General features: G+C 71.6%; 16 protein-coding genes. 6 read left to right on the top strand and 10 right to left on the bottom strand.

Going from position 1 to position 19,785, the window contains the following annotated elements:
• Nucleotides 1-178 precede the first annotated feature (178 nt).
• Complete coding sequence (locus tag Van01_RS11800) at nt 179-1,306, bottom strand: YihY/virulence factor BrkB family protein (protein ID WP_239099010.1); 1,128 nt, start codon at nt 1,304-1,306, stop codon at nt 179-181.
• Nucleotides 1,307-1,944: 638 nt separating this feature from the next.
• Here Van01_RS11800 and Van01_RS11795 point away from each other — a divergent pair.
• The 5 genes from Van01_RS11795 (at nt 1,945) to Van01_RS11775 (ending at nt 8,865) form a co-directional block, all read left to right on the top strand.
• Entirely contained in the window at nt 1,945-4,059 is a 2,115-nt protein-coding gene (locus Van01_RS11795) for a TRAP transporter permease (RefSeq protein ID WP_373306247.1), read from the top strand.
• Nucleotides 4,056-5,096: a TAXI family TRAP transporter solute-binding subunit gene (locus Van01_RS11790; protein ID WP_239099009.1), complete on the top strand. Its 1,041-nt coding sequence runs from the start codon at nt 4,056-4,058 to the stop codon at nt 5,094-5,096. The genes Van01_RS11795 and Van01_RS11790 overlap by 4 nt, the downstream gene beginning before the upstream one ends.
• Nucleotides 5,097-5,159: 63 nt before the next feature.
• Nucleotides 5,160-7,475 carry a sensor histidine kinase gene (locus tag Van01_RS11785; RefSeq protein WP_204005734.1) on the top strand — a complete coding sequence of 772 codons (2,316 nt, stop codon included), beginning with the start codon at nt 5,160-5,162 and terminating at the stop codon, nt 7,473-7,475.
• A complete protein-coding gene (locus tag Van01_RS11780) occupies nt 7,475-7,900 on the top strand; it encodes a roadblock/LC7 domain-containing protein (protein WP_239099008.1) in 426 nt (141 codons plus the stop codon). The genes Van01_RS11785 and Van01_RS11780 overlap by 1 nt, the downstream gene beginning before the upstream one ends.
• On the top strand, nt 7,897-8,865 hold the full coding sequence (locus Van01_RS11775) for a TAXI family TRAP transporter solute-binding subunit (RefSeq protein WP_204005733.1): 969 nt from the start codon (nt 7,897-7,899) through the stop codon (nt 8,863-8,865). Before Van01_RS11780 ends, Van01_RS11775 begins: the two co-directional genes overlap by 4 nt.
• Before the next feature lie 140 nt (nt 8,866-9,005).
• Here Van01_RS11775 and Van01_RS11770 read toward each other — a convergent pair whose 3' ends face one another.
• From Van01_RS11770 to Van01_RS11730, 9 genes are all read right to left on the bottom strand, one after another.
• Nucleotides 9,006-9,815 carry an ABC transporter permease gene (locus Van01_RS11770; RefSeq protein WP_204005732.1) on the bottom strand — a complete coding sequence of 270 codons (810 nt, stop codon included), beginning with the start codon at nt 9,813-9,815 and terminating at the stop codon, nt 9,006-9,008.
• Between the two features lie 9 nt (nt 9,816-9,824).
• Nucleotides 9,825-10,613: an ABC transporter permease gene (locus tag Van01_RS11765; protein WP_204005722.1), complete on the bottom strand. Its 789-nt coding sequence runs from the start codon at nt 10,611-10,613 to the stop codon at nt 9,825-9,827.
• A gap of 24 nt (nt 10,614-10,637) precedes the next feature.
• On the bottom strand, nt 10,638-11,570 hold the full coding sequence (locus Van01_RS11760; protein ID WP_204005713.1) for an ABC transporter ATP-binding protein: 933 nt from the start codon (nt 11,568-11,570) through the stop codon (nt 10,638-10,640).
• Between the two features lie 145 nt (nt 11,571-11,715).
• A complete protein-coding gene (locus Van01_RS11755; RefSeq protein WP_204005711.1) occupies nt 11,716-12,252 on the bottom strand; it encodes a hypothetical protein in 537 nt (178 codons plus the stop codon).
• A gap of 2 nt (nt 12,253-12,254) precedes the next feature.
• Nucleotides 12,255-14,120, bottom strand: coding sequence for a DNA primase (gene dnaG / locus Van01_RS11750; RefSeq protein WP_204005709.1), 1,866 nt, complete (start codon nt 14,118-14,120; stop codon nt 12,255-12,257).
• A 144-nt stretch (nt 14,121-14,264) separates the two neighbouring features.
• Complete coding sequence (locus tag Van01_RS11745) at nt 14,265-15,848, bottom strand: BCCT family transporter (protein WP_373306246.1); 1,584 nt, start codon at nt 15,846-15,848, stop codon at nt 14,265-14,267.
• Nucleotides 15,849-16,049: 201 nt separating this feature from the next.
• On the bottom strand, nt 16,050-16,895 hold the full coding sequence (locus Van01_RS11740) for a siderophore-interacting protein (protein ID WP_204005705.1): 846 nt from the start codon (nt 16,893-16,895) through the stop codon (nt 16,050-16,052).
• Between the two features lie 51 nt (nt 16,896-16,946).
• On the bottom strand, nt 16,947-18,188 hold the full coding sequence (locus Van01_RS11735; RefSeq protein ID WP_204005697.1) for a deoxyguanosinetriphosphate triphosphohydrolase: 1,242 nt from the start codon (nt 18,186-18,188) through the stop codon (nt 16,947-16,949).
• Complete coding sequence (locus Van01_RS11730; RefSeq protein ID WP_204005695.1) at nt 18,185-18,538, bottom strand: VOC family protein; 354 nt, start codon at nt 18,536-18,538, stop codon at nt 18,185-18,187. Before Van01_RS11730 ends, Van01_RS11735 begins: the two co-directional genes overlap by 4 nt.
• 291 nt (nt 18,539-18,829) lie before the next feature.
• Between Van01_RS11730 and Van01_RS11725 the strand changes: the two genes are divergently transcribed.
• Nucleotides 18,830-19,330, top strand: a complete 501-nt coding sequence (locus Van01_RS11725) for a roadblock/LC7 domain-containing protein (protein ID WP_204005693.1) — start codon at nt 18,830-18,832, stop codon at nt 19,328-19,330.
• Nucleotides 19,331-19,785 lie beyond the last annotated feature (455 nt).

Raw genomic sequence — 19,785 nt, 5'->3', positions numbered from 1 at the left:
CACCTCTCCCACCGGGGGTGTTCACATCGACGAAATGCCGACGTGTGGTGCCCGACACAGTAGGAGGCTTCAACCTGCGCTGTCCAGACCTTAGGGCAGTTTGACGACAACTTTTGCTTGATCTAGCAAAAGTTTCGGTGCAAGGCGGCAGCTAGTAGATGTGGATGCGTCCGGAAGGTCACTGGGAAGGCGATTCACCACCCTTCGAGCGCAACTTGCGGTCGTCGCGCAACTCAACGTAGGGCTCCCGGTCGACAGGTCGCAGCCCACCACTTATCGCCCGCGCCCGCGCCAACTCGGCATCGAGTTCCGCACCGAACAGGATCGCGATGTTGCTCAGCCAGAGCCAGACCAAAAAGATGATCACCCCGGCCAGGGCCCCGTAGGTCTTGTTGTACGAGCCGAAGTTGCCGACGTAGAAGGCGAACAGGCCGGAGACCAGCAACCAGATCAGGACCGCCAGCACCCCACCGGGACTCACCCAGCGGAAGCCGCCCTGCCGGGCGTTCGGCGACGCCCAGTAGAGCAGGGCGAACATCAGGCTGACCAGGACCAGCAGCACCGGCCACTTGGCGATGTCCCACACCTGCACGGCGGTGCGCCCCACCCCCAGCGCGTCGCCGACCTCCTCGGCGAGGCGGCCGGTGAAGACCACGATCACCGCACTGGCCAGCAGCATCACACCGATCACCGCGGTGACTCCCACCCGGATCGGCAGGGTCTTCCAGATCGGGCGTCCCTCCGGCACGTCGTAGATCGCGTTGGAGGCCCGCATGAAGGCGGCGACGTAACCGGAAGCCGACCAGAAGGCGGCGAGCAGACCGATGATCGCGGCGATACCGGCCAGCCCGCCGCTCTGCTGAGCCTGCTCGATGGCGGCATCGAGGATCTGGCGGATGTTCTGCTCGGGCACCGACTCCGCGACGGTGTCGCGTACCGTCCGGGTGGCCGCCGGACCGAGCAGGCCGAGCAGCGAGACCAGCACCAGCAGGCCCGGGAAGATGGAGAGCACGCCGTAGTAGGTGAGCGCCGCGGCCCAGTCGGTCAGGCTGTCGTCGCCGAACTCGCGCACCGTCCGACGCGCCGCCGCCACCCACTCGCCACGTGACAGTCGGCCCGGGTGCGCAGGCGTGTCGCGGTCGGCGTCCGACTCCCCGCGCCCGGCCGGAACGCTGTCAGCAGCCGACTCGTCCCCTCGCCCCTCGGGGGCGGCCTCGGACCCCGGGCCACCGTCCCGTCGTCCCTCGGCGGCGGCGTCGCCCCCTGGTTCACGCCGGTCCGCACGGGAAGACTCCTCGGAGGCCATCGCCCCTCCCCTCAGTTCCGTTCGCGGTGATCGTTCAGGACTCATGCCCAGCCGGGGACGTCGAGTAACCCATCGGCAGGCTGCGCGGTCCGGACGCGCGATCCGGCTCCGATTCCTCGCTCGCGGGAAATGCGTCATCCTGGGTTCCCGCAAGACGGTTGCGGGTCTAATTCGATCACCGCGGTAATGGTCCGGGCACGGCGGCCTGGGCCGCGAAACGGTCGAGGGGTGTGGTCCGCGTTCGGCCGGGCGGCAGCGCGATCGACCCCGCCGACACCGCGACCCAGGCGATTCGCGACGACACCCACAGTAGTTTCATGCACGGAGAGTAATCACAACTGTGGATTTTTGGCCACCTCGAGACGGCGGCAAGACGCCCGCTAACCGGTAAAGCGGACAGCGGCCGTCCGGCTCGCCGATCGCCCCACACCGCCCCTATCGGCACCTTCGGCCCGATCATGAACGCTATTCTTAATTATCGCGCCGAGCCGTGACACGAAAGAATGTAAAGTCACTCAGCGAAGCGATGCTCGACAATGTCCCCCAACGCGGAGCCAATTCGCGTATCGTCCCCCCTCGTGTCGGCTATCCGATTCACCGATGATTCCGGACCTGATCGCCACGGCGCGCGCAGCCGAGTGGCGGAGGCGGAGCCATCCGCACCCCGGGTCGATCCGGCCGGGATCGACCCGACCGAACTCGCCGGCCGGTTCGAGGACGAGAAGCCCGGCCGGGTGCTGACCGGACCGGTCGCCCTCGTGCTGACCGCCGCCACGCTTGTGATCGGTCTGCTCGCGCTCTGGCAGGTGTTCCGGCCGCTGGCCCAGGGCAGCAAGTACTACCTCATCTACTTCCTGGCCGGCGTACTCCCGTTGGTCTTCCTCGCCTACCCGGCCGACCTGCGGCTGCCACGCCGCCTGCGGGCGGTGGTCGCGGGTCGGGCCCGGTCGATGCCGGCCCCCGACCCGGCCGTGCCCGGCAGGTCCGGCCCCAGCCGCGTCGACTGGCTGCTCGCCGCCACGGCGTTGGCCGGCTGCCTGTACCCGGTGCTGCCGATCACCCTGGCCGGCGGTGGCGGCGGCTACGACGCCTTCCTCGACCGGCAGGGGCTGCTTGTCGGATTCGACGTGGCGATGGGCACCATCCTGCTGCTCCTGCTGCTGGAGGGTTGCCGGCGCACCACCGGCTGGATCCTGCCCGCCGTCTGCGTGGTCTTCCTCGGCTACGGCTACTACGGCGGGCTGCTGCCGCAGACCTGGGCGGTGGCCCACGCCGGGCTCGACTTCGGGCAGCTTGTCGACGCCTTCTACAACTCCGACAGCGGCTTCTACGGGACTCCGCTCGACGTGGCCGCCACGTACATCGTGCTGTTCACCATCTACGGAGCGGTGCTCGATCTCTCCGGCGCCGGCCGGTTCTTCGTGAACCTGTCCGCAGCGGCGTTCCGCCGCTCGCGCACCGCCGCCGGTCGTACGGCGGTGGCCTCCGGTTTCCTGCTCGGCACCGTCTCCGGCTCCGGGGCGGCCACCACCGTCAGCATCGGCGCGGTCACCTGGCCGATCCTGCGCCGCGCCGGGTACCCGGCGGAACGGGCCGGCGGCATGCTCGCCGCAGCCGGCGTCGGTGCCATCCTGTCCCCGCCGACGCTGGGTGCGGCGGCCTTCATCATCGCCGAGTACCTCGGCGTGTCCTACCTCCAGGTACTCGGCTGGGCGATGGTGCCGACGGTCCTGTACTACCTCGGCATCGTGCTCTCGGTGGAGATCGACGCGCGCCGCTCCGGAGTGCGCCCGGCAACCCTCGAGGCCGGTTCCGCCTGGCGGCTGCTGGCCCGCTCCGGCTACCACTTCGCCTCCCTGTTCGCCATCGTCGGGCTGCTCGCCGTCGGGCTGTCGGCGACCCGGGCCGTGGTGCTGGCCACCCTGCTCGCGATCGTCCTGTCCTTCCTGGACCGGGCGCACCGGCTCACCCCGGCCCGGCTGGTCGCCGCGCTCTCCACAGGCGTACGCGGCGTCCTCGCGGTCACCGTCGTCTGCGCGGCGGCCGGCGTCATCACCGCCACCACCACCAAGACCGGCCTCGGCCCGCAGGCCGCCGCGCTGCTGGTCGGCGCCGCGAGCGCGGTCAGCTCGGAGCCGGCAGTCGTGCTCGCCCTGACCGCGCTGCTCGCCGCCGTCGCGCTCAGCCTGCTCGGCCTGGCCGTCCCGGTGACCGCGTCGTTCGTGATCGGCTGGGTGATCATCGGCCCGGCCCTGCTCGACCTCGGCGTCAACGCTCCCGCCGCCGCCATGTTCGTCTTCTACTTCGCGGTGCTCTCCGAGGTGTCGCCGCCGACCGCGCTCGCCGCCGTCGCCGCCGCAGCGGTCACCGGCGGCCGACTGGTGCCCACCATGTGGCACACCCTGCGGTACGCCCTGCCGGCGTACCTGATCCCGCTGGCTTTCGTGATCACCCCGACCGGTCTCGGCCTGCTCGGCATCGGTGGCCCCCGGCGCATCCTCGTCGCCACAGCGGTCACCGCCCTCGGTGTCGCGGTGCTGGCCGTCGCGGCCGGCGGCTGGCTGCCCGGCGTCGGCCCGGCTGGGGTGCCGGAACGCGTGATCGGTGCCGCGGCCGGCCTGACGCTGCTCTGGTTGCAACCCGTGCCCGTCGCGATCGGTGCCGTGCTGGCCGGCGTCATGGCGGTGGGCGTGTTCGTACGACGCGGATCCGCCGGCCCCTCCGGTGGGACGCACGCCGGATCACCGGCATGACCCAGAAGGGAGACAGTGTGGGACGGATCAACGTGCGGCTCGCGGCCGGGGTGGGAGTCCTCACCCTCGTCGCCGCCGGCGCCGCCGGTTGCGGAGGCCGCCAGGACGCCGCAGCCACGGACGACACCGCGAGCGCCGTCACCTGCGAGGTGGCCGAGAACACCCGGGTGGGCATCGCCACGGGTAACGCCACGGGCGTCTACTACGTGGTCGGCAACGCCCTGGCCGGCCAACTCTCGGACAGCACAGGTGGTCGGCTGACCGGCACGGCGGCCGAGACCGGAGCGTCGGTCCAGAACATCGAACAGCTCGTCGGTGGCCAGTACGACGTCGCCTTCTCGTTGTTCGACACCGCGGTCAACGCGGTGGAGGGCAAGGAGAGCTTCAGCTCCCCGCAGCCGGTGGAGGCGCTGGCCCGGATCTACGACAACTACACCCAGGTGGTCGTCCGGGCCGACTCGGGGATCAACTCGGTGGCCGACATGCGCGGCAAGAAGATCTCGACGGGCTCCCCCAAGTCCGGCACCGAGGTCATCGCGAACCGGCTGCTGGAGGCCGCCGGCCTGAACCCGGCCACGGACATCCAGGCCCAGCGGCTCGACCTCGTCAAGACCGTGGAGGGCGTCAAGGACGGCACTGTGGACGGCTTCTTCTGGTCCGGCGGACTGCCCACCGGCGGGGTGACCGACCTGTTCACCACCGCCAGCGACAAGGTGAAGCTCATCGACGTCACGCCGCTGCTGCCCAAGCTGAGCGAACTGAACCCCGCGTACCAGGCCGGCACGATCGGCCGGGACGTCTACTCCACAACGGCGGACACCCCGACCATCGTGGTGCCGAACGTGCTGCTCGTCCGCAAGGACCTCGACGCCAACGTGGCCTGCGCCATCACCCGGACGGTCTTCGAGAAGAAGGACGCGCTGGCTCAGGCAAATCCCGCTGCCAAGGGCATCGCCCTGGACACCGCCCGCAGGACCGACCCGGTCGGGCTGCACCGGGGCGCGGCCAAGGCGTTGCAGGACCTCGGCGCGAGCTGACCGTCGGCGGCCGGGCCGGGCGCGTGGCACCCGGCCCGGCCGCCCCGACCTCGGGAGAACCCCGTGCCGCTGTCCTCGCTGGCCCGCGTACGCCGGCACAACCGCCCGTCCGACCACACCGGCCGACTGTGGTCCGTGCGTACCCAACTGCTCGCCCCGATCCTGATCGCCACCGCCGGTCTGCTCGTGCTGGGTGCCATCCAGACCGGTGACGCCCTGGCCGCCTCCACCGACGCCGAACGGGCCCGGGTGCTGGCCGGCACCGCCACCGCCACCGTCTCCCTGGTGCACGAGCTGGAACGGGAACTCGGCGAGACGGCGGCGCTGCGCCAGCGCGGCGGAACCTCCGGCCGGCAGCTTGTCGACGCCCAGCGACGCCGGGTCGACGAGGCCAGCGAGCGTTACCGGACCGCCAGTTCCGACGCCCGCCGTACCGCGCCGGACCTCGGCCGCGCCCTCGACGGCGTGACCGAGCACCTCGACCAGCTCGACGAGGCCCGACTCGCCGCGCTGACCACCGACAACGCCGACGGTGTCTACGTGGCACTCGTGGAGTCTCTGCTCGCCGTCGCCGACGCGCTGCCCGCTCAGCTACGCGACCCCGAACTGGCCAACCGCGCCCGGGAGGTGGCCGCCGTCGCGGCCCAGGAACACCTGGCGTCACTGGAACGCGACCTGCTGCGGGCCATCTTCGTCCGAGGTGAGCTGGCCAACGGTGAACTCGTCAGGCTGGGCCGGCTACGCGGAGCACAGGAACAACGGCAGGCCGAGTTCTCCCGGATCGCCGGGGAACGCGCCGCCGACGCGTACACCCGGCTGCTCGCCGGTGGGGACGTCTCCACCGCGCGCCGGATGCGCGACAGCGCGTTGAACGCCGACACCGAGCCGGCCGCGCTCGCCGCCGACGGCGACGCCTGGTACGTGGCGCAGAGCGGCGCGATCCGCCGGTTCAACCTGCTCGGCCGGGAGCTCTCCGACGAACTCGACAGGCGCGCCGCCGAGCTGGCCGCCGACGCCCGTCAACGGGCACTTGTCACAGGCGGCTCCACAGCCACGCTGGCGCTTGTCTCGTTGGTCACCGCCGCGCTGCTCGCGGTACGCACCAGCCGCCGGCTGCGCCGGCTGCGGGTGGCCGCGCTGACCATGGCCCATCGGGAGCTGCCCGAGCGGATCACCGCCATCTCGGCCGGCGAGAGCGGTCCGGTCGAGGGCGCGGCCTCGCAGCTCACCGCGGGAATCAGCAGGGGACGCGACGAGATCGCCCAGGTGGCCGAGGCGTTCGACACCGTCAACCGGGCCGCGCTGCGGCTCGCCGGCCAGCAGGCCGAGCTGCGGATGGACGTGACCCGGATGGTCGAGGCGCTGGCCCGCCGGATCCGTACCCTGATCACCCGGCAGTTGCGGCTGCTCGACGACTTCGAGCACGAGGAGACGGATCCGGACGCGCTGGCCCGGCTCTTCGCCCTCGACCACCTCGCCGCCCGGATGCGACGAAACGGAGAGAACCTGCTGGTGCTCGCCGGGGGCGAACCCGGACGATCGCAGGACGGTCCGCATCTGGTGGCCGACGTCGTACGCGGTGCCGCCTCCGAGATCGAACAGTACGCCCGGGTCGAGATCGACGTGCCCACCGCGGGTGTGCAGGGCTCGGCGGTGGGCAACCTGGTGCACCTGCTGGCCGAGCTGCTGGAGAACGCCACCTCGTACTCCCCGCCGCACACACCCGTGCATGTGGACGGTAGACGTACCGTCGACGGGCTGACCCTGCGGGTACACGACCAGGGCATCGGCATCGGCGAGAGCCGGCTGGTCGAGATCAACGAGCGGCTGCGCGCTCCGGCCGCGTTGTCCAGTGCGGCAGCCGGCAGCATGGGCCTGCACGTGGTGGCGCACCTGGCCGCCCGACACGGCATCCAGGTGCGGCTGCACAGCGCCGGCGCCGGCACGGTTGCCCAGGTGGACGTGCCGGAGGCGGTACTGACCCGGATGGAACAGCTCACCGGCCGCCCGACCACCGTCGGTCGTCCGGTCGCCCCGGCCGGCGGCGCCTGGTTCCGGCACCGGGGCGCTCCCGTAGTGGTCGGTGCCGCGGCGGACCAGTTCGACGTGCACCGGGCCCCGACGATGACGTTGCCGGTGTTGGGCAACGGCACGTCGGCCTGGCGGCCCGGCACCGCCGGTCCCGGGGACGCCACTGCTGTCGGTCTGCCCCGGCGGGTACGCGGCGGCGGGCTTCAATCCGAACTGCACGACGTGCCGCCGCCGCAGGCCGCGCCGGACCTGCTCGACCCCGAGGTGGTGCGAGCCCGGCTGTCCGCTCTCTCCGCCGGAGTGGCCCACGCGATGCGACGTAACCAGCAGACGAACGGGAGACCCTGATGATGCCCACTGGCAGCCCCGACCTCGACTGGCTCCTGGCGAACTTCGCCGAGCAGGTACCGGACGTGTCGCACGCCCTCGCCGTCTCCGGGGACGGGCTGCGGCTGGCGGCCTCGCCGCACCTCTCGACCGACCAGGCGGACCAACTCGCCGCCGTCATCAGCGGCCTGGCCAGTTTGACCGTCGGCGCCGCCCGGCTGATGTCGGCGGGGCGGGTCCGACAGCAGATCGTCGACATGGACGGCGGCGTGATGCTCGTGATGTCGGTAGGTGATCGCGCCCTGCTCGGCGTACTGGCCGCCGCCGGATGTGACCTGGGTCAGGTCGGTTACGAGACCGCGACGCTGGTCCAGCGGGTCGCCGAGGCGCTCGAACCGGCGGCCCGGACCTGGGCCGACCACCATCCCGGTGGAGTGCCCGCATGAGCCGGGGGCGGCGGTGGGTGGCGATACTGCTGGCGGTCACGCTCGTCACCGGCTGCGCCGCCGAGCGCACCCCGCAGGCTCGACCGTGGCACGACGGGCGAATCTTCCTCGCCACCGGCAACACCACGGGCGTCTACTACCAGCTGGGCGGCGGCTACGCCGACGTCATCAGCCGCCACCTGCCCGGCTACGAGGCTCGGGCCGAACCGACCGGGGCCTCCGGGGAGAACATCACCCGGCTCGTCGACGGCGACATGGAGATCGCTTTCAGCCTCGCCGACACGGCGGCGGACGCCAGCGCCGGCCGGGGTGCCTTCAACGGTCGGCCGCAGCCGATCCGGGCGCTGGCCCGGGTCTACAGCAACTACACCCACGTGATCGTCCGGGCCGACGCGCAGATCGCCGACCTCGCGGCACTGCGCGGCAGGCGGGTCTCCACCGGCTCGCCGAAGTCCGGCACCGACGTCATCGCCGGTCGGCTGCTCGCCGCCGCCGGCCTCGATCCGGAGCGGGACGTACGCCGGGCCCGGCTGTCGCTGCCGGAGACGGTGGCCCGGATGCGCAGCGGCACCCTCGACGCGATGTTCTTCTCCGGCGGACTACCCACGCCGGGAATCGCCGACCTGCTCACCGGCGCGCCGGACCGGTTCCGGCTGCTGCCGGTCGCCGACCTGATCGAACCGTTGACCGCGACACACGGCTCGGTCTACACCACAGCCGAGCTGCCCCGCGACGCCTACGACACGCCAGCGGGCACCCCGACCGTGACTGTCGCCAACGTGATCCTGGTCAGCGCGGAGATGCCCGACGACCTGGCGTACGACCTGACCCGCCTGCTCTTCACCTACCAGACCGACCTGGCCCTGGCCCACCCCGAGGCGCGCAACTTCGACCGCGAGTCCGCCGCCACCACCGACCCCATCCCCCTGCACCCCGGCGCCGCCCGCTACTACCAGGGCGGCTGACCCGGTTGAGGTGCGACGCTGAACCGTGGCACTCCTGATACTCGACACGCCGTGCTCAGGACACCTGGAGTGCCACGGATCGCCGCCCACGACGCCCGACGACGCCCCAGGGACCGCGCCAGCGACGCCTTGGGCGTGGGTTACTTGTAGAGCAGGCGACCCATGCGGCGGGAGGCGATGAGCAGGCCGGCGGTCAGCACCGCGAGCAGGTAGAGCACGTCGAGCGTCCAGCTCCAGCCGCCGGTGTCGACGGTCAGCGCCCGGATCAGGTGCACCGCCCGGTAGAGCGGAGTCACCTCGACGAGCCACCGCAGCACCGCCGGGTACGCCTCGGCGGGCACGAAGGTGCCGGAGAACAGGAACAGCACGAACTGCGCCGAGCTCATCAGGTCGAAGTCCTGCCAGCTCCGCATGAACGTGGAGATCGCCATGCCGACCGCGCCGAACGCGAAGCCGACGAGCACCGCCGCCGGGAACGCGGCGAGTGCGCGCACGGGCGTGGTCAGGTCCATCACCACCATCACCACGAGGAACGCGGCGGAATACGCGCTGCCCCGCAGCATCGCCCAGGCCAGCTCGCCGAGGGCGATCTCGAACGGCTGCACCGGGGTGGCGATCACCCCGTCGTACAGCTTCATGTACTTCATCTTCCCGAAGAAGTTGAACGTGGTTTCGGCGAGCGCGCCGGTCATCGCCGACGAGGCGAGCATGGCCGGGGCGACGAAGGCCGCGTACGTGACCACCGCGCCGCTGGGCAGCGTCAGGTCGCCGATCAACGCGCCCACCCCGACGCCTATGGAGAGCAGGTAGAGCAGCGGTTCGACGAAACCGGAGACGAGCAGCAGCCAGTAGACCGACCTCAGGGCGGCGACGTTCCGCTCGGTGACCGACGCGGACCGCCGCGACGCGGCCGAGACGTCGACAAGCCGGGGCAGCACCAGAGTGACCATGACCCTCTCCTAGACGACGAGCCGGCGGGCGAAGACGCGGCGGGCGAGCAGCCATCCGCCGGCCGCCCAGGCGGCCAGGTAACACAGGTGGCCGGCGACCGACCAGGCCGGGGCGACGCCGAGCACCGCCGCCCGGCACAGGTCCACGGCGTGCCAGAGCGGCGTGACGTACGCGAGCCAGCGCAATCCCAGCGGCAGCGACTCCACCGGGAAGAACACCCCGGCGAACAGGGTCATCGGGATCACCGCGAAGCGGAACAGCATGGCGAGCCAACTGTCCGAGTCGACGGATGCCGCGTACGCGAAGGTGGGTGCGGCGACGGCCAGCGCGAGCAGCGCCGCCACCGGCACCGTCAGCACCGCCCACGGCGAGCGCAGCGCCCCCAGCACCCCGGTCACCAGGAGAAACGCGATGACGGCGGTCAGCACCCGGAACAGGACGAACGCCAGGTGACCGGCGACGATGTCGCCGACCCGCAGCGGTGACGAGCGCTGCCCGAAGTAGATCTTCTGCCACTGGAGGTTGCCGAAGACCGGCCACGTCGACTCGGCGATCGCCACCTGCAACGCCGTCGACGCGAGCAGACCTCCGACGATCCATTGCAGGTACGAGACGCCACCGACACCACCGTCGATGTACGCCCCGACGCCCAGCCCGAACCCGAGCACGGTGAGCGTGGGCAGCAGAAAGGACGAGAAGGCGCCGGCCCGCCAGGTACGCCGGTAACCCACCAGGTGGTATTCGAGCACCCGCAGCGCCGGCACCCGAGGCAGGGCGGGTCGGGTCAGTTGGGTCATGGCAGCCCCCTTCGGTGGTCTGGCTCAGTCGACGAGGGTGCGGCCCGTCAGGTGCAGAAAGACGTCCTCCAGGCTGCTGCGCCGGACCAGCACGTTCGTCGGGTGCAGCCCGAGCGCGGCGACCTCGGCCACTGTGGCGTCGCCGTCGGGCACGTAGACCAGGATCCGGTCGGGCAGCACCTCGACCCGCTCCCCCAGGGCGTCCAGCTTGCCGGCGAACGCCTCCTGCGACTCGGCGGCGAACCGCAGCTCGACCACCTCACGGGTGGCGTGCCGCTCGATGAGCGCGCGCGGCGATCCCTCGGCGACGATCCGGCCGCCGTCCATCACGACCAACCGGTCGCAGAGCTGCTCGGCCTCGTCCATGTAGTGCGTGGTGAGAACCAGGGTGACGCCCTGCTGCTTGAGTCGGAACAACCGTTCCCAGACCAGGTGTCGGGCCTGCGGGTCGAGACCTGTGGTCGGCTCGTCGAGCAGCACGATGTCGGGCTCGTTGACGAGCGCGCGGGCGATGGTGAGCCGACGTTTCATCCCGCCGGAGAGCGGCTCGACCTTGCTGTCCGCCCGGTCGCTGAGCTGCACGAAGTCGAGCAGCTCGGTGGCCCGCGCCCGGGCCACCCGGCGTGGAATGCCGAAGTAGCGCGCGTACGTCGTCAGGTTTTCCCGGACGGTCAGCTCGGGGTCGAGGTTGTCGAGCTGTGGACACACGCCGAGCCGAGCCCGGATGGCCGGACCGTCCCGCACCGGATCCATGCCCAGGATGCGCAGCTTCCCGCCGCTGGGCGGCGAGGTGCAGCCCACCATCCGCATGGTTGACGACTTGCCGGCACCGTTGGGTCCCAGGAAGCCGAACGCCTCACCGGCGCTGACCTCCACGTCGATGCCGTCGACGGCGGTGAAGTCGCCGAACCGCTTCACCAGCCCCCGTGCCTGAATGAGTGGTCGCCCCGTGTTCACCCCCGGACCCTAAACACCCGCCCCGACACTTCCCACCCGATTACCCGCCGATCATGGAGTTGTGGCACCTAACAGAGCGGATAATTCGGCCCATTTCCGGTGCCACAAGTGCATGATCGACGCGCAGGGAAGGCGGGGCGCAGGGTTAGAGGTCGGTGGGGGTGGTGGCGGCGCGGGCGGTGGCGACGAGGCGGTCGGTCTCGGCGAGGACGTCGGGGGCGTCGGTGGGGGTTCCCGGGTCGTAGTGGACCATCCAGGTCAGGCCGTCGCTACCGGCAACCCGGCGACCGACGACGCGGCCGGAGCCGCCGGGTACGGCGTGGTGCTGGGTGTACGCGACGGACCGGGTGACCCGGGTGCGTACCTGGTGCGGCAGGTCACCCGGGTCGAGCAGCAGGTACTGCTCGGCCGGCAACTCGGCGACCACCAGGTAGCCGTCCCGCTCGGCGACCTGCTCGCCCGGCGTCACCGTCAGTTCCCGACCCGACCAGACCGCCTTGACCACGTCGTGCCAGCCGATCCGGTGGCCCCGGCCCGGCAGCCAGAGCCCGAGGTTGGTGGCGACCACCACCCCGTCTCCCTCACCGTTGCCGGCGGCGGCCCAGGCCAGTACCCGTTCGTCGCGCTCCAGCGGCGGCCGGTCGGCGGGTGGCAGCTTGGGCCGGCGGCGGAACAGTGGCATCCCTACAACCCTCCCGCCGCCTGCTCGCGCAGGGCACGGGCGTGCTGCTCCAGCGAGAGCAACTCACCGAAGGCGGCGAAGTACTCGTCCTTGTTGTTTACCGGATTGATCCGCTGGATCCGGGACTTCAGCTCCCGGATGCGTGCGGTGACCGACCCCCACTGCAACCGGGCCATGGTGATCGAGACGTAGCGCGGATCCGGCTCGCCGTCGATCCGCAGCGGTTCCACGGCCAGTTCTCCGACAAGCGCTTGCGCGGCGAGGTCCTCGCACGCGTCCCGTACCGCTTCGATCCATACCGCGCCGCCGGCAGCCGACGCGGCCCCGCCGGCCGCGGCGACCGCCGCCCGCACGGCCACGTGCACCGGGTGCCGGTAGTCGGTCGCCTCGACCGCGTCGAACATCGGACCGGCAAGCACCGGCTCCTGGAGGGCCAGCTTCAGCGCCTCCCGCTCGACCATCGACTGTGGGCTGTCCACGCTCGGCTCGGTCCGGACGGGCCGCGCGGCCGGACCGTCCGTCGGACGTCCCGAGGCGGCGGTCGCCACCGCCCGCTGCACCGGCTCGATCTCCATGCCCAGGTCACCGGCGAGCTTACGGACGTACTCCGGCCGCTTCTCCCGGTCCTTGAGCTTCGCCACCAGGGGCGCGGCCCGTCGCATCGCCTCGACCCGACCGTCGACGGTGTCCAGGTCGTACCGGCTGATCACGTGGCGCAGCGCGAAGTCCACGAGCGGCTCGCGGCGGGCGACCAGGTCACGCACGGCCAGGTCACCCTTTGCCAGGCGCAGCTCGCACGGATCCATGTTGTCGGGGCTGACCGCGATGAAGGTACGCCCGACGAAGCGCTGGTCGTCGTCGAAGGCGCGCAGCGCGGCCTTCTGCCCGGCCGCGTCCCCGTCGAAGGTGAAGATGATCTCGCCAGCTACCGCGTCGGTGTCCAGCAGCAGCCGGCGCAGCACACCGATGTGATCGGCGCCGAACGCGGTGCCGCAGGTCGCCACGGCTGTCGGCACACCGGCCAGGTGGCAGGCCATCACGTCGGTGTAGCCCTCGACCACCACCACCCGCCCCTGCTTGGCGATCTCCCGTTTGGCCTGGTCGATGCCGTAGAGCACGTGGGACTTCTTGTAGATCGGCGTCTCGGGGGTGTTCAGGTACTTCGGACCGTCGTCGTCGGCGAAGAGTTTGCGCGCACCGAAGCCGATGACGTCGCCGGTCAGGTCCCGGATCGGCCACAGCAGCCGCCTGCGGAACCTGTCGATCAGACTGCCCGAGCGGGCCGGTCGGGACAGGCCCGCGGTGACCAGTTCGTCGTGACTGAAGCCACGCTGACGCAGGTGCTTGGTGAGCAGGTCCCACCCGTCGGGGGCGAAGCCGCAGCCGTACCGCTGCGCGGCGGCCCGGTCGAAGCCGCGCTCGGCCAGGAACTCCCGGGCGGTACGCGCCCCGGCGGTGGTGAGCTGGGCGGTGTAGAACTCGACAGCGGCGGCGTGCGCGGCGACCAGCCGCTGCCGCTGGCCCTGCTGAGGGCGGTTCGGCCGGGGTGCCGACCGGTCGTCCTCCAGGTAGCGCAGTTGCAGGCCGGCGCGGGCGGCGAGCCGTTCCACCGACTCGACGAAGCTGAGATGCTCCGCGTCCATCAGGAACTTGATCGCGTCGCCACCGGCGCCGCAGCCGAAGCAGTACCAGACGTTACGGGCCGGCGAGACGTTGAACGACGGGCTCTTCTCGTCGTGGAAGGGGCAGAGCCCCTTGAGGTTGCCGCCGCCGGCCGACTTGAGCGTCACCGTGTCGGAGATGATCTCGGCGATGGACGTCCGCTCGCGGACCAGCGCAATGTCCTCGTCCCGGATCCGCCCCGCCATGCCGCCACCTCCTCGGCCTACATCCTGCCCTGCCCGCCCGGGCGGCACGGAGGGGCCCCTCGGTGCCGGCCCGCGCCGATCCGCCCGCGTCGTGCCGGCGAGCCAGCCGGCACGACGCGGGGGCCGAGGGCCACCAGGTGGCGGTCAGCGGGACCGGCGCCGCAGGTATCGGCGTACCGGCGGCGGGTCCTCCTCCTCGTACGATCGGGCCGCGCGCACCGCCTCGGCCAGCCCGTGCGGGCGGGTACGCACCGGTGCGGCAAGCAGTGGATCGCGGGACATGTCCTTGACCAGGGCGACGGCCAGACCGAGCATCACCACCACGAACGGCAACGCCACCATGATGGTGGCCTGTTGCAGCGCGTCCAGCCCGCCGACGAGCAGCAGCACCGCGGCGACCGCGCCGATCAGAACTCCCCAGGCGACCACCACCACCCGGTGCGGGCGCAGCGCCCCCCGGGAGGTCAGCGAGCCCAGTACCAGCGAGGCGGAGTCGGCGCTGGTGACGAAGTACAACGCGATCAGCACCATGGCCAGCACGCTCGTCAGCGCCGCCAGCGGCAGCGCGTCGAGCAGCCCGAACAGCGCCTGCTCGCTGCTTTCCGAGGCGTCGGTCACCAGGTCGCGTACGCCAGTGGCCTGCACCCGCAGCGCACTGCCGCCCATGATCGCGAACCAGACGGCGCTGGCGCCGCTGGGCACCAGGAGCACCCCGATCAGGAACTGCCGCACGTTGCGGCCCCGGGAGATGCGGGCGATGAAGGTGCCGACGAACGGTGCCCAAGAGATCCACCACGCCCAGTAGAAGATCGTCCAGCCGCCCAGCCAGGCCGGGTCGGAGAACGCCCCGGTCCGGGTGGACATGAAGACGAGGTTGCTGAGGTAGTCACCGATGGAGGCGGGCAGCACCTCAAGGGTGTAGATGGTCGGTCCGACCACGAAGACGAAGAGCATCAACGCGACGGCAAGCACCACGTTCGTCGTGGAGAGCCATTTGATGCCCCGGTGCAGGCCGGTGAAGGCGGAGATGACGAAGGCCAGCGTGAGCGCCCCGATCACCACAAGCTCCACAGCTGTGCTGTCCGGCACCCCGGCCACCAGGTCCAGGCCGGCGGCGACCTGAAGGGCGCCGAGTCCGAGGCTGGTCGCGGAGCCGAAGACGGTGGCGAAGACGGCCAGCAGGTCGATGCCCTGACCGACAGGACCGTCGGCGCGGTCACCGATGAGCGGCCGGAACGCCGCCGAGATCCGGTTCTGCCGGCCCCGACGGAAGGTCGAGTACGCCAAGGCCAGCGCCACCACCGCGTAGATCGCCCATGGGTGCAGCGTCCAGTGGAAGAGGGTGAACTGCATGGCCGCCGACGCCGCCTGCCCGGTCTGCGGCTCGACGCCGGCCGCTGGTGGCGGCGTGGCGTAGTGCTGGATGGGCTCGGCGACGGCGAAGAAGACCAGGCCGATGCCCATGCCGGCGCTGAACATCATGGCGATCCAGGCGAGCGTGCTGAACTCCGGTTCCTCGTCGTCCTTACCGAGCCGGAGCCGGCCGAACCGGGACAGCGCCAGCACCACCGCCAGCACCAGGAAGGCGTTGGCCGCCACCACGAAGAACCAGCCGAACGTGTCGATCACCCAGGCCAGACCCGATTCGCCGACGCTCGCCAGCGAGTCACGGGCCAGCACCCCCCAGAGCACCACGGCGAGCACGCCACCGACGCTCAGGCCAAGCACGATCGGGTCGATCCTGCCGTCCTTGCCACCAGGTTCGGCGGTTTTCTCGTCCACCTGCTCGCTCATGGTCACCCCTGACCAGCCTCCCGTTCCGCTGCCGTCGTGCTCGGAGAAATTCCGGCGATTCACACCCAGGGAACCGACTTTTGGCCGTTCACGGGCGTGTTGGGGGGCCACCTTGCCGGTTATCGGTCCAACGGGTCAACCGAGCGGCACGGGCACGCGCGTCTCTTCGTCGGCCTCGACCTGACGGTTCCAGTCGGGCTTGGTGGCCCGCCAGCCCTCGTCGTCCAGGCCCCTGCGCCAGTAGCCGGAGATGGACAGCCAGTCGCGGGGAACCGACCGCTCCACCCGCAGCAACCGGCGCAGTCGGCGGACGAAGGACGCCTCGCCGTGCACGAAGGCGTGCACCCTGCCGGCCGGGAAATCCAGCCCGCGCACCGCGTCCACGAGCGCCTCGCCCACCGGGCGTACGCCCCGGTGCAGCCAGGTCAGCCGCACCGCCCCGGGGCTCGGCAGCGGCTGCTCGTCGGCCGGGCCGTCGACCTCGATGAAGACGTGGGCGGGCGCGCCGACGGGCAACCGGGCCAGGGACGCGGCGATCGCCGGCAGGGCGCTCTCGTCACCGACGAGCAGGTGCCAGTCGGCTGCCGGGCTCGGCGCGTACGCCCCACCCGGGCCGACGAACAGCACCTCGTCGCCGGGCCGCAACGCCGCCGCCCACGGGCCGGCCAGCCCCTCGTCGCCGTGGTGCACCACGTCGACAGTCAGTTCCCCGGCCGCCGCGTCCCAGTCGCGCACCGTGTACGCGCGCAGCCGGGGCCACTGCTCTCGTGGCAGGTCACGACGGATGGCGGCGAGATCGACAGGGCGCGGCAGGTCGACCCCGGCGACCGGAAACACGACCTTGATGTAGTGGTCGGTGAACTCGCCGACCGGCAGGCTGGCCAACTCTTCGCCGCCGAGCACCAGCCGGACCACGTGCGGGGTGGGCCGCCAGGTGCGCAGTACCCGGGCGGAGGTGACCTTCTTCGGGCGATCCGTCATTCGGTTAGGCTAACCTCACTCGCGGCGTGCCGTCCGACCCCGGTCCCGATGTCAGCTTCTGCCCAGGCGATCGTGCCAGGCCAGCGCGGCGGGGTCGGTCAACGAGGCCACCTGGTCGATCACCACCCGCAGCCGGGCGTGGTCGTCGGGTGCCTCCCGCCACAGCGGGGCGAAAACCGGGTCGAGCGCTTTCGGTGCCCGCGCTGCCAGGATCTCCACAAGCCCGGCGACGATCTCCCGCTGCCGCTGGTAGCGGCCCTGCGCACCCGGCCGACGCATCACGTAACGCAGGGCGATGCCCTTGAGCAGCGCGCACCGGGCGCGCAACGGCCGGGGCACGACCAGGTCGGCTGCGTACCGCCGATGGGGTCCCGGGCCGAACCGTTCGGTGGTGGCGGCGACTGCTGTCGCCACGAACCGGCCGGTCAGCACGCTCGTGGTGGCCTTCAGCGCGGCCTGGGCCCGATGACTGCCGTCGTAGCCGGCCAACGGGGCGAGCACCGGGTCAGCCAGCAGGTCGGCAAGCGTCTCGTCTAGGTAGTCGCGCGACTCGGTCGAATAGACGGCGGCGACGTCGGCGCAGAGCGCCGCCCGTTCATCGGAGTCGGCGAGCAGCGGCTCCAGGGTGAGGTACCCGCCGTGGATGCCGTCCTCGACGTCGTGCACCGAGTACGCCACGTCGTCGGCCCAGTCCATCACCTGCGCCTCCAGGCACCGCCGCTCGCCGGGCGGCGCACCCTGTCGAAGCCAGGCGAAGGCAGGCAGATCGTCGGCGTACACGCCGAACTTGCGCCGGCCGGGCTGGCGGGTCCACGGGTACTTGCCTACCGCGTCCAGTGCGGCACGGGTCAGGTTCAACCCGACAGATGCCCCGTCCGGGCCGTACACCTTGGCCTCCAGCCGGGTCAACACGCGCAGCGTCTGGGCGTTGCCCTCGAACCCGCCGCAGTCGGCGGCCAGCTCGTCGAGTACGCCCTCGCCGTTGTGACCGAACGGCGGGTGACCGAGGTCGTGGGCCAGCCCGGCGGTGTCCACCAGGTCCGGATCACAGCCGAGCCGGGCACCCATCTCCCGGGCGACCTGGGCCACCTCCAGCGAGTGGGTCAGCCGGGTACGCAGGAAGTCGTCGGTGCCGGCCGTGTGCACCTGGGTCTTCGCGGCCAGCCGACGGAACGCCGCCGAGTGCAGCACCCGGGCCCGGTCCCGTTCGTACGGGGACCGGCCGTGCTCCGGGTCCTTGACCGGCTCCGCCACCCGACGCGCCGCGTCCGACCCACCGGCCGCAGCGCTCAATCCCCACGCTGCCGCAGCACGCAGAACTCGTTGCCCTCCGGGTCGGCCAACACCGTCCAGTCGTCGCCGTCCTGACCGATGTCGACGTGCCGGGCACCCATGTCCACGAGGCGTTCCACCTCGGCCTCCCGGTCGGTCGGGCGCAGGTCGAGGTGCAGCCGGTTCTTGCCCTCCTTGACGCCGGTCACGGGCACGAAGACGATGCCGGGCAGCCGGTCCACGCTCTGCCGGATCTCCACCTCGTCCGGCCGCTCGTCGACCACCTGGTAGCCGAGCGCCTCGGCCCACCAGCGCGCCAGCCGGCCCGGGTCCCGGGCGTCGACGGTCAGGCTCTCCCACACACTTGTCATGCGGGCACCGCCACCGCGGCGCCGACGGGCTCTGACAACTCGGCACGCGATCTCATCCGGCCACCCCCTTCGCGAAAGACGGTCCATGGGCGAAGTCAGGTTACGCCCGGGGATCCGGTTCGGCGCGGCGGCGACGTGCCCACGGCGGGTCCGCATCCTCCGATCAGACGAGAGTTGTCGCCCAATTGCCGACGGTAACGGGATCGCACTCATCGACGTCCACGGGTAGCGTCGCCATCGCGGAACGTCACTTGTTGAGGCGGAGACACGACCGGTGGGAGAGACACGCTCGTGAACGCGGAAACGATGATGGGTACCGAGCTGCGGGGCCTGCGCCGACGCCGCCCCGAGGTCGCCGGCACGGTCCTCGCCGGCACTGACGGCCTGCTCATCTCCAGCGACCTGCCCACTACCGACGCCACCCACCTGGCAGCGCTGGCGGCGGCCAGCTTCGGCCTCGGGCACCGGATGGCGGCCACCGTACGACAGGGTGAGTTCCACGAGTCCGTGGTGCACACCGCCGCCGGCTGCGTGGTCACCTACCCGGCCGGTCGGGACGCACTGCTCACCCTGGTCGCCGAGCCGGGCGCGGATCTCGCGGCGCTCCGCGAGGAGGCCCGTGGGGTGGTCCGCCGCACCGGCCCGGCCCTTGCCGCCTGCCGCCGCCCGACCCTGCTGCCCCACCAGGCGGATCCGCACGCCCCGCTGGCGGTCCGCACACCCATGGCCTCGATGCCGAACCAACGCCCCCGCCGCGACCCGTCCATCACCTGGCGCCGCCCCCCGATCTGACCGCTCCACCCGGCGCCGCCCGCCAAGGGGTGCACCGCACCCCACCACTCGCCACACCTCGACCCCCCGCAGGCCGGGCCACGCGGTAGGCACACCCTGCCTTGCGCGCCACGCGGTACGACGCCACGCCGTACTCCGCGCTGCATCGCGCCACGCTGCATCGCACGCCACGCGGTACGCCACGCTGCATCGCACGCCACGCGGTACGCCACCGGACGGCCCGCACAGCCCACGCCACACCGCGTACTACGCCACACAACCCGCCGCCGCGCCCCGCCCAAGACGACGCGCAGTGCGCGACGCCCCAGGCCAAGCAGCAACATCGGGGATGTTGCTGTGTCGAGCCGCCGTGAGGCAGCAACATCCCCGATGTTGCTGCCTCACGGCTGACCCGGCGCGACCCGGGGGCGCAGCGGGACCCCGTGTGGGAGGGAGGCGGCGGTTCGCCCCGGGGC

Source organism: Micromonospora andamanensis, assembly GCF_016863495.1.
Classification (GTDB): domain Bacteria; phylum Actinomycetota; class Actinomycetes; order Mycobacteriales; family Micromonosporaceae; genus Micromonospora; species Micromonospora andamanensis.
The sequence above is the reverse complement of the archived record's forward strand: the minus strand, read 5'-3'. Positions and strand labels throughout refer to the sequence as shown.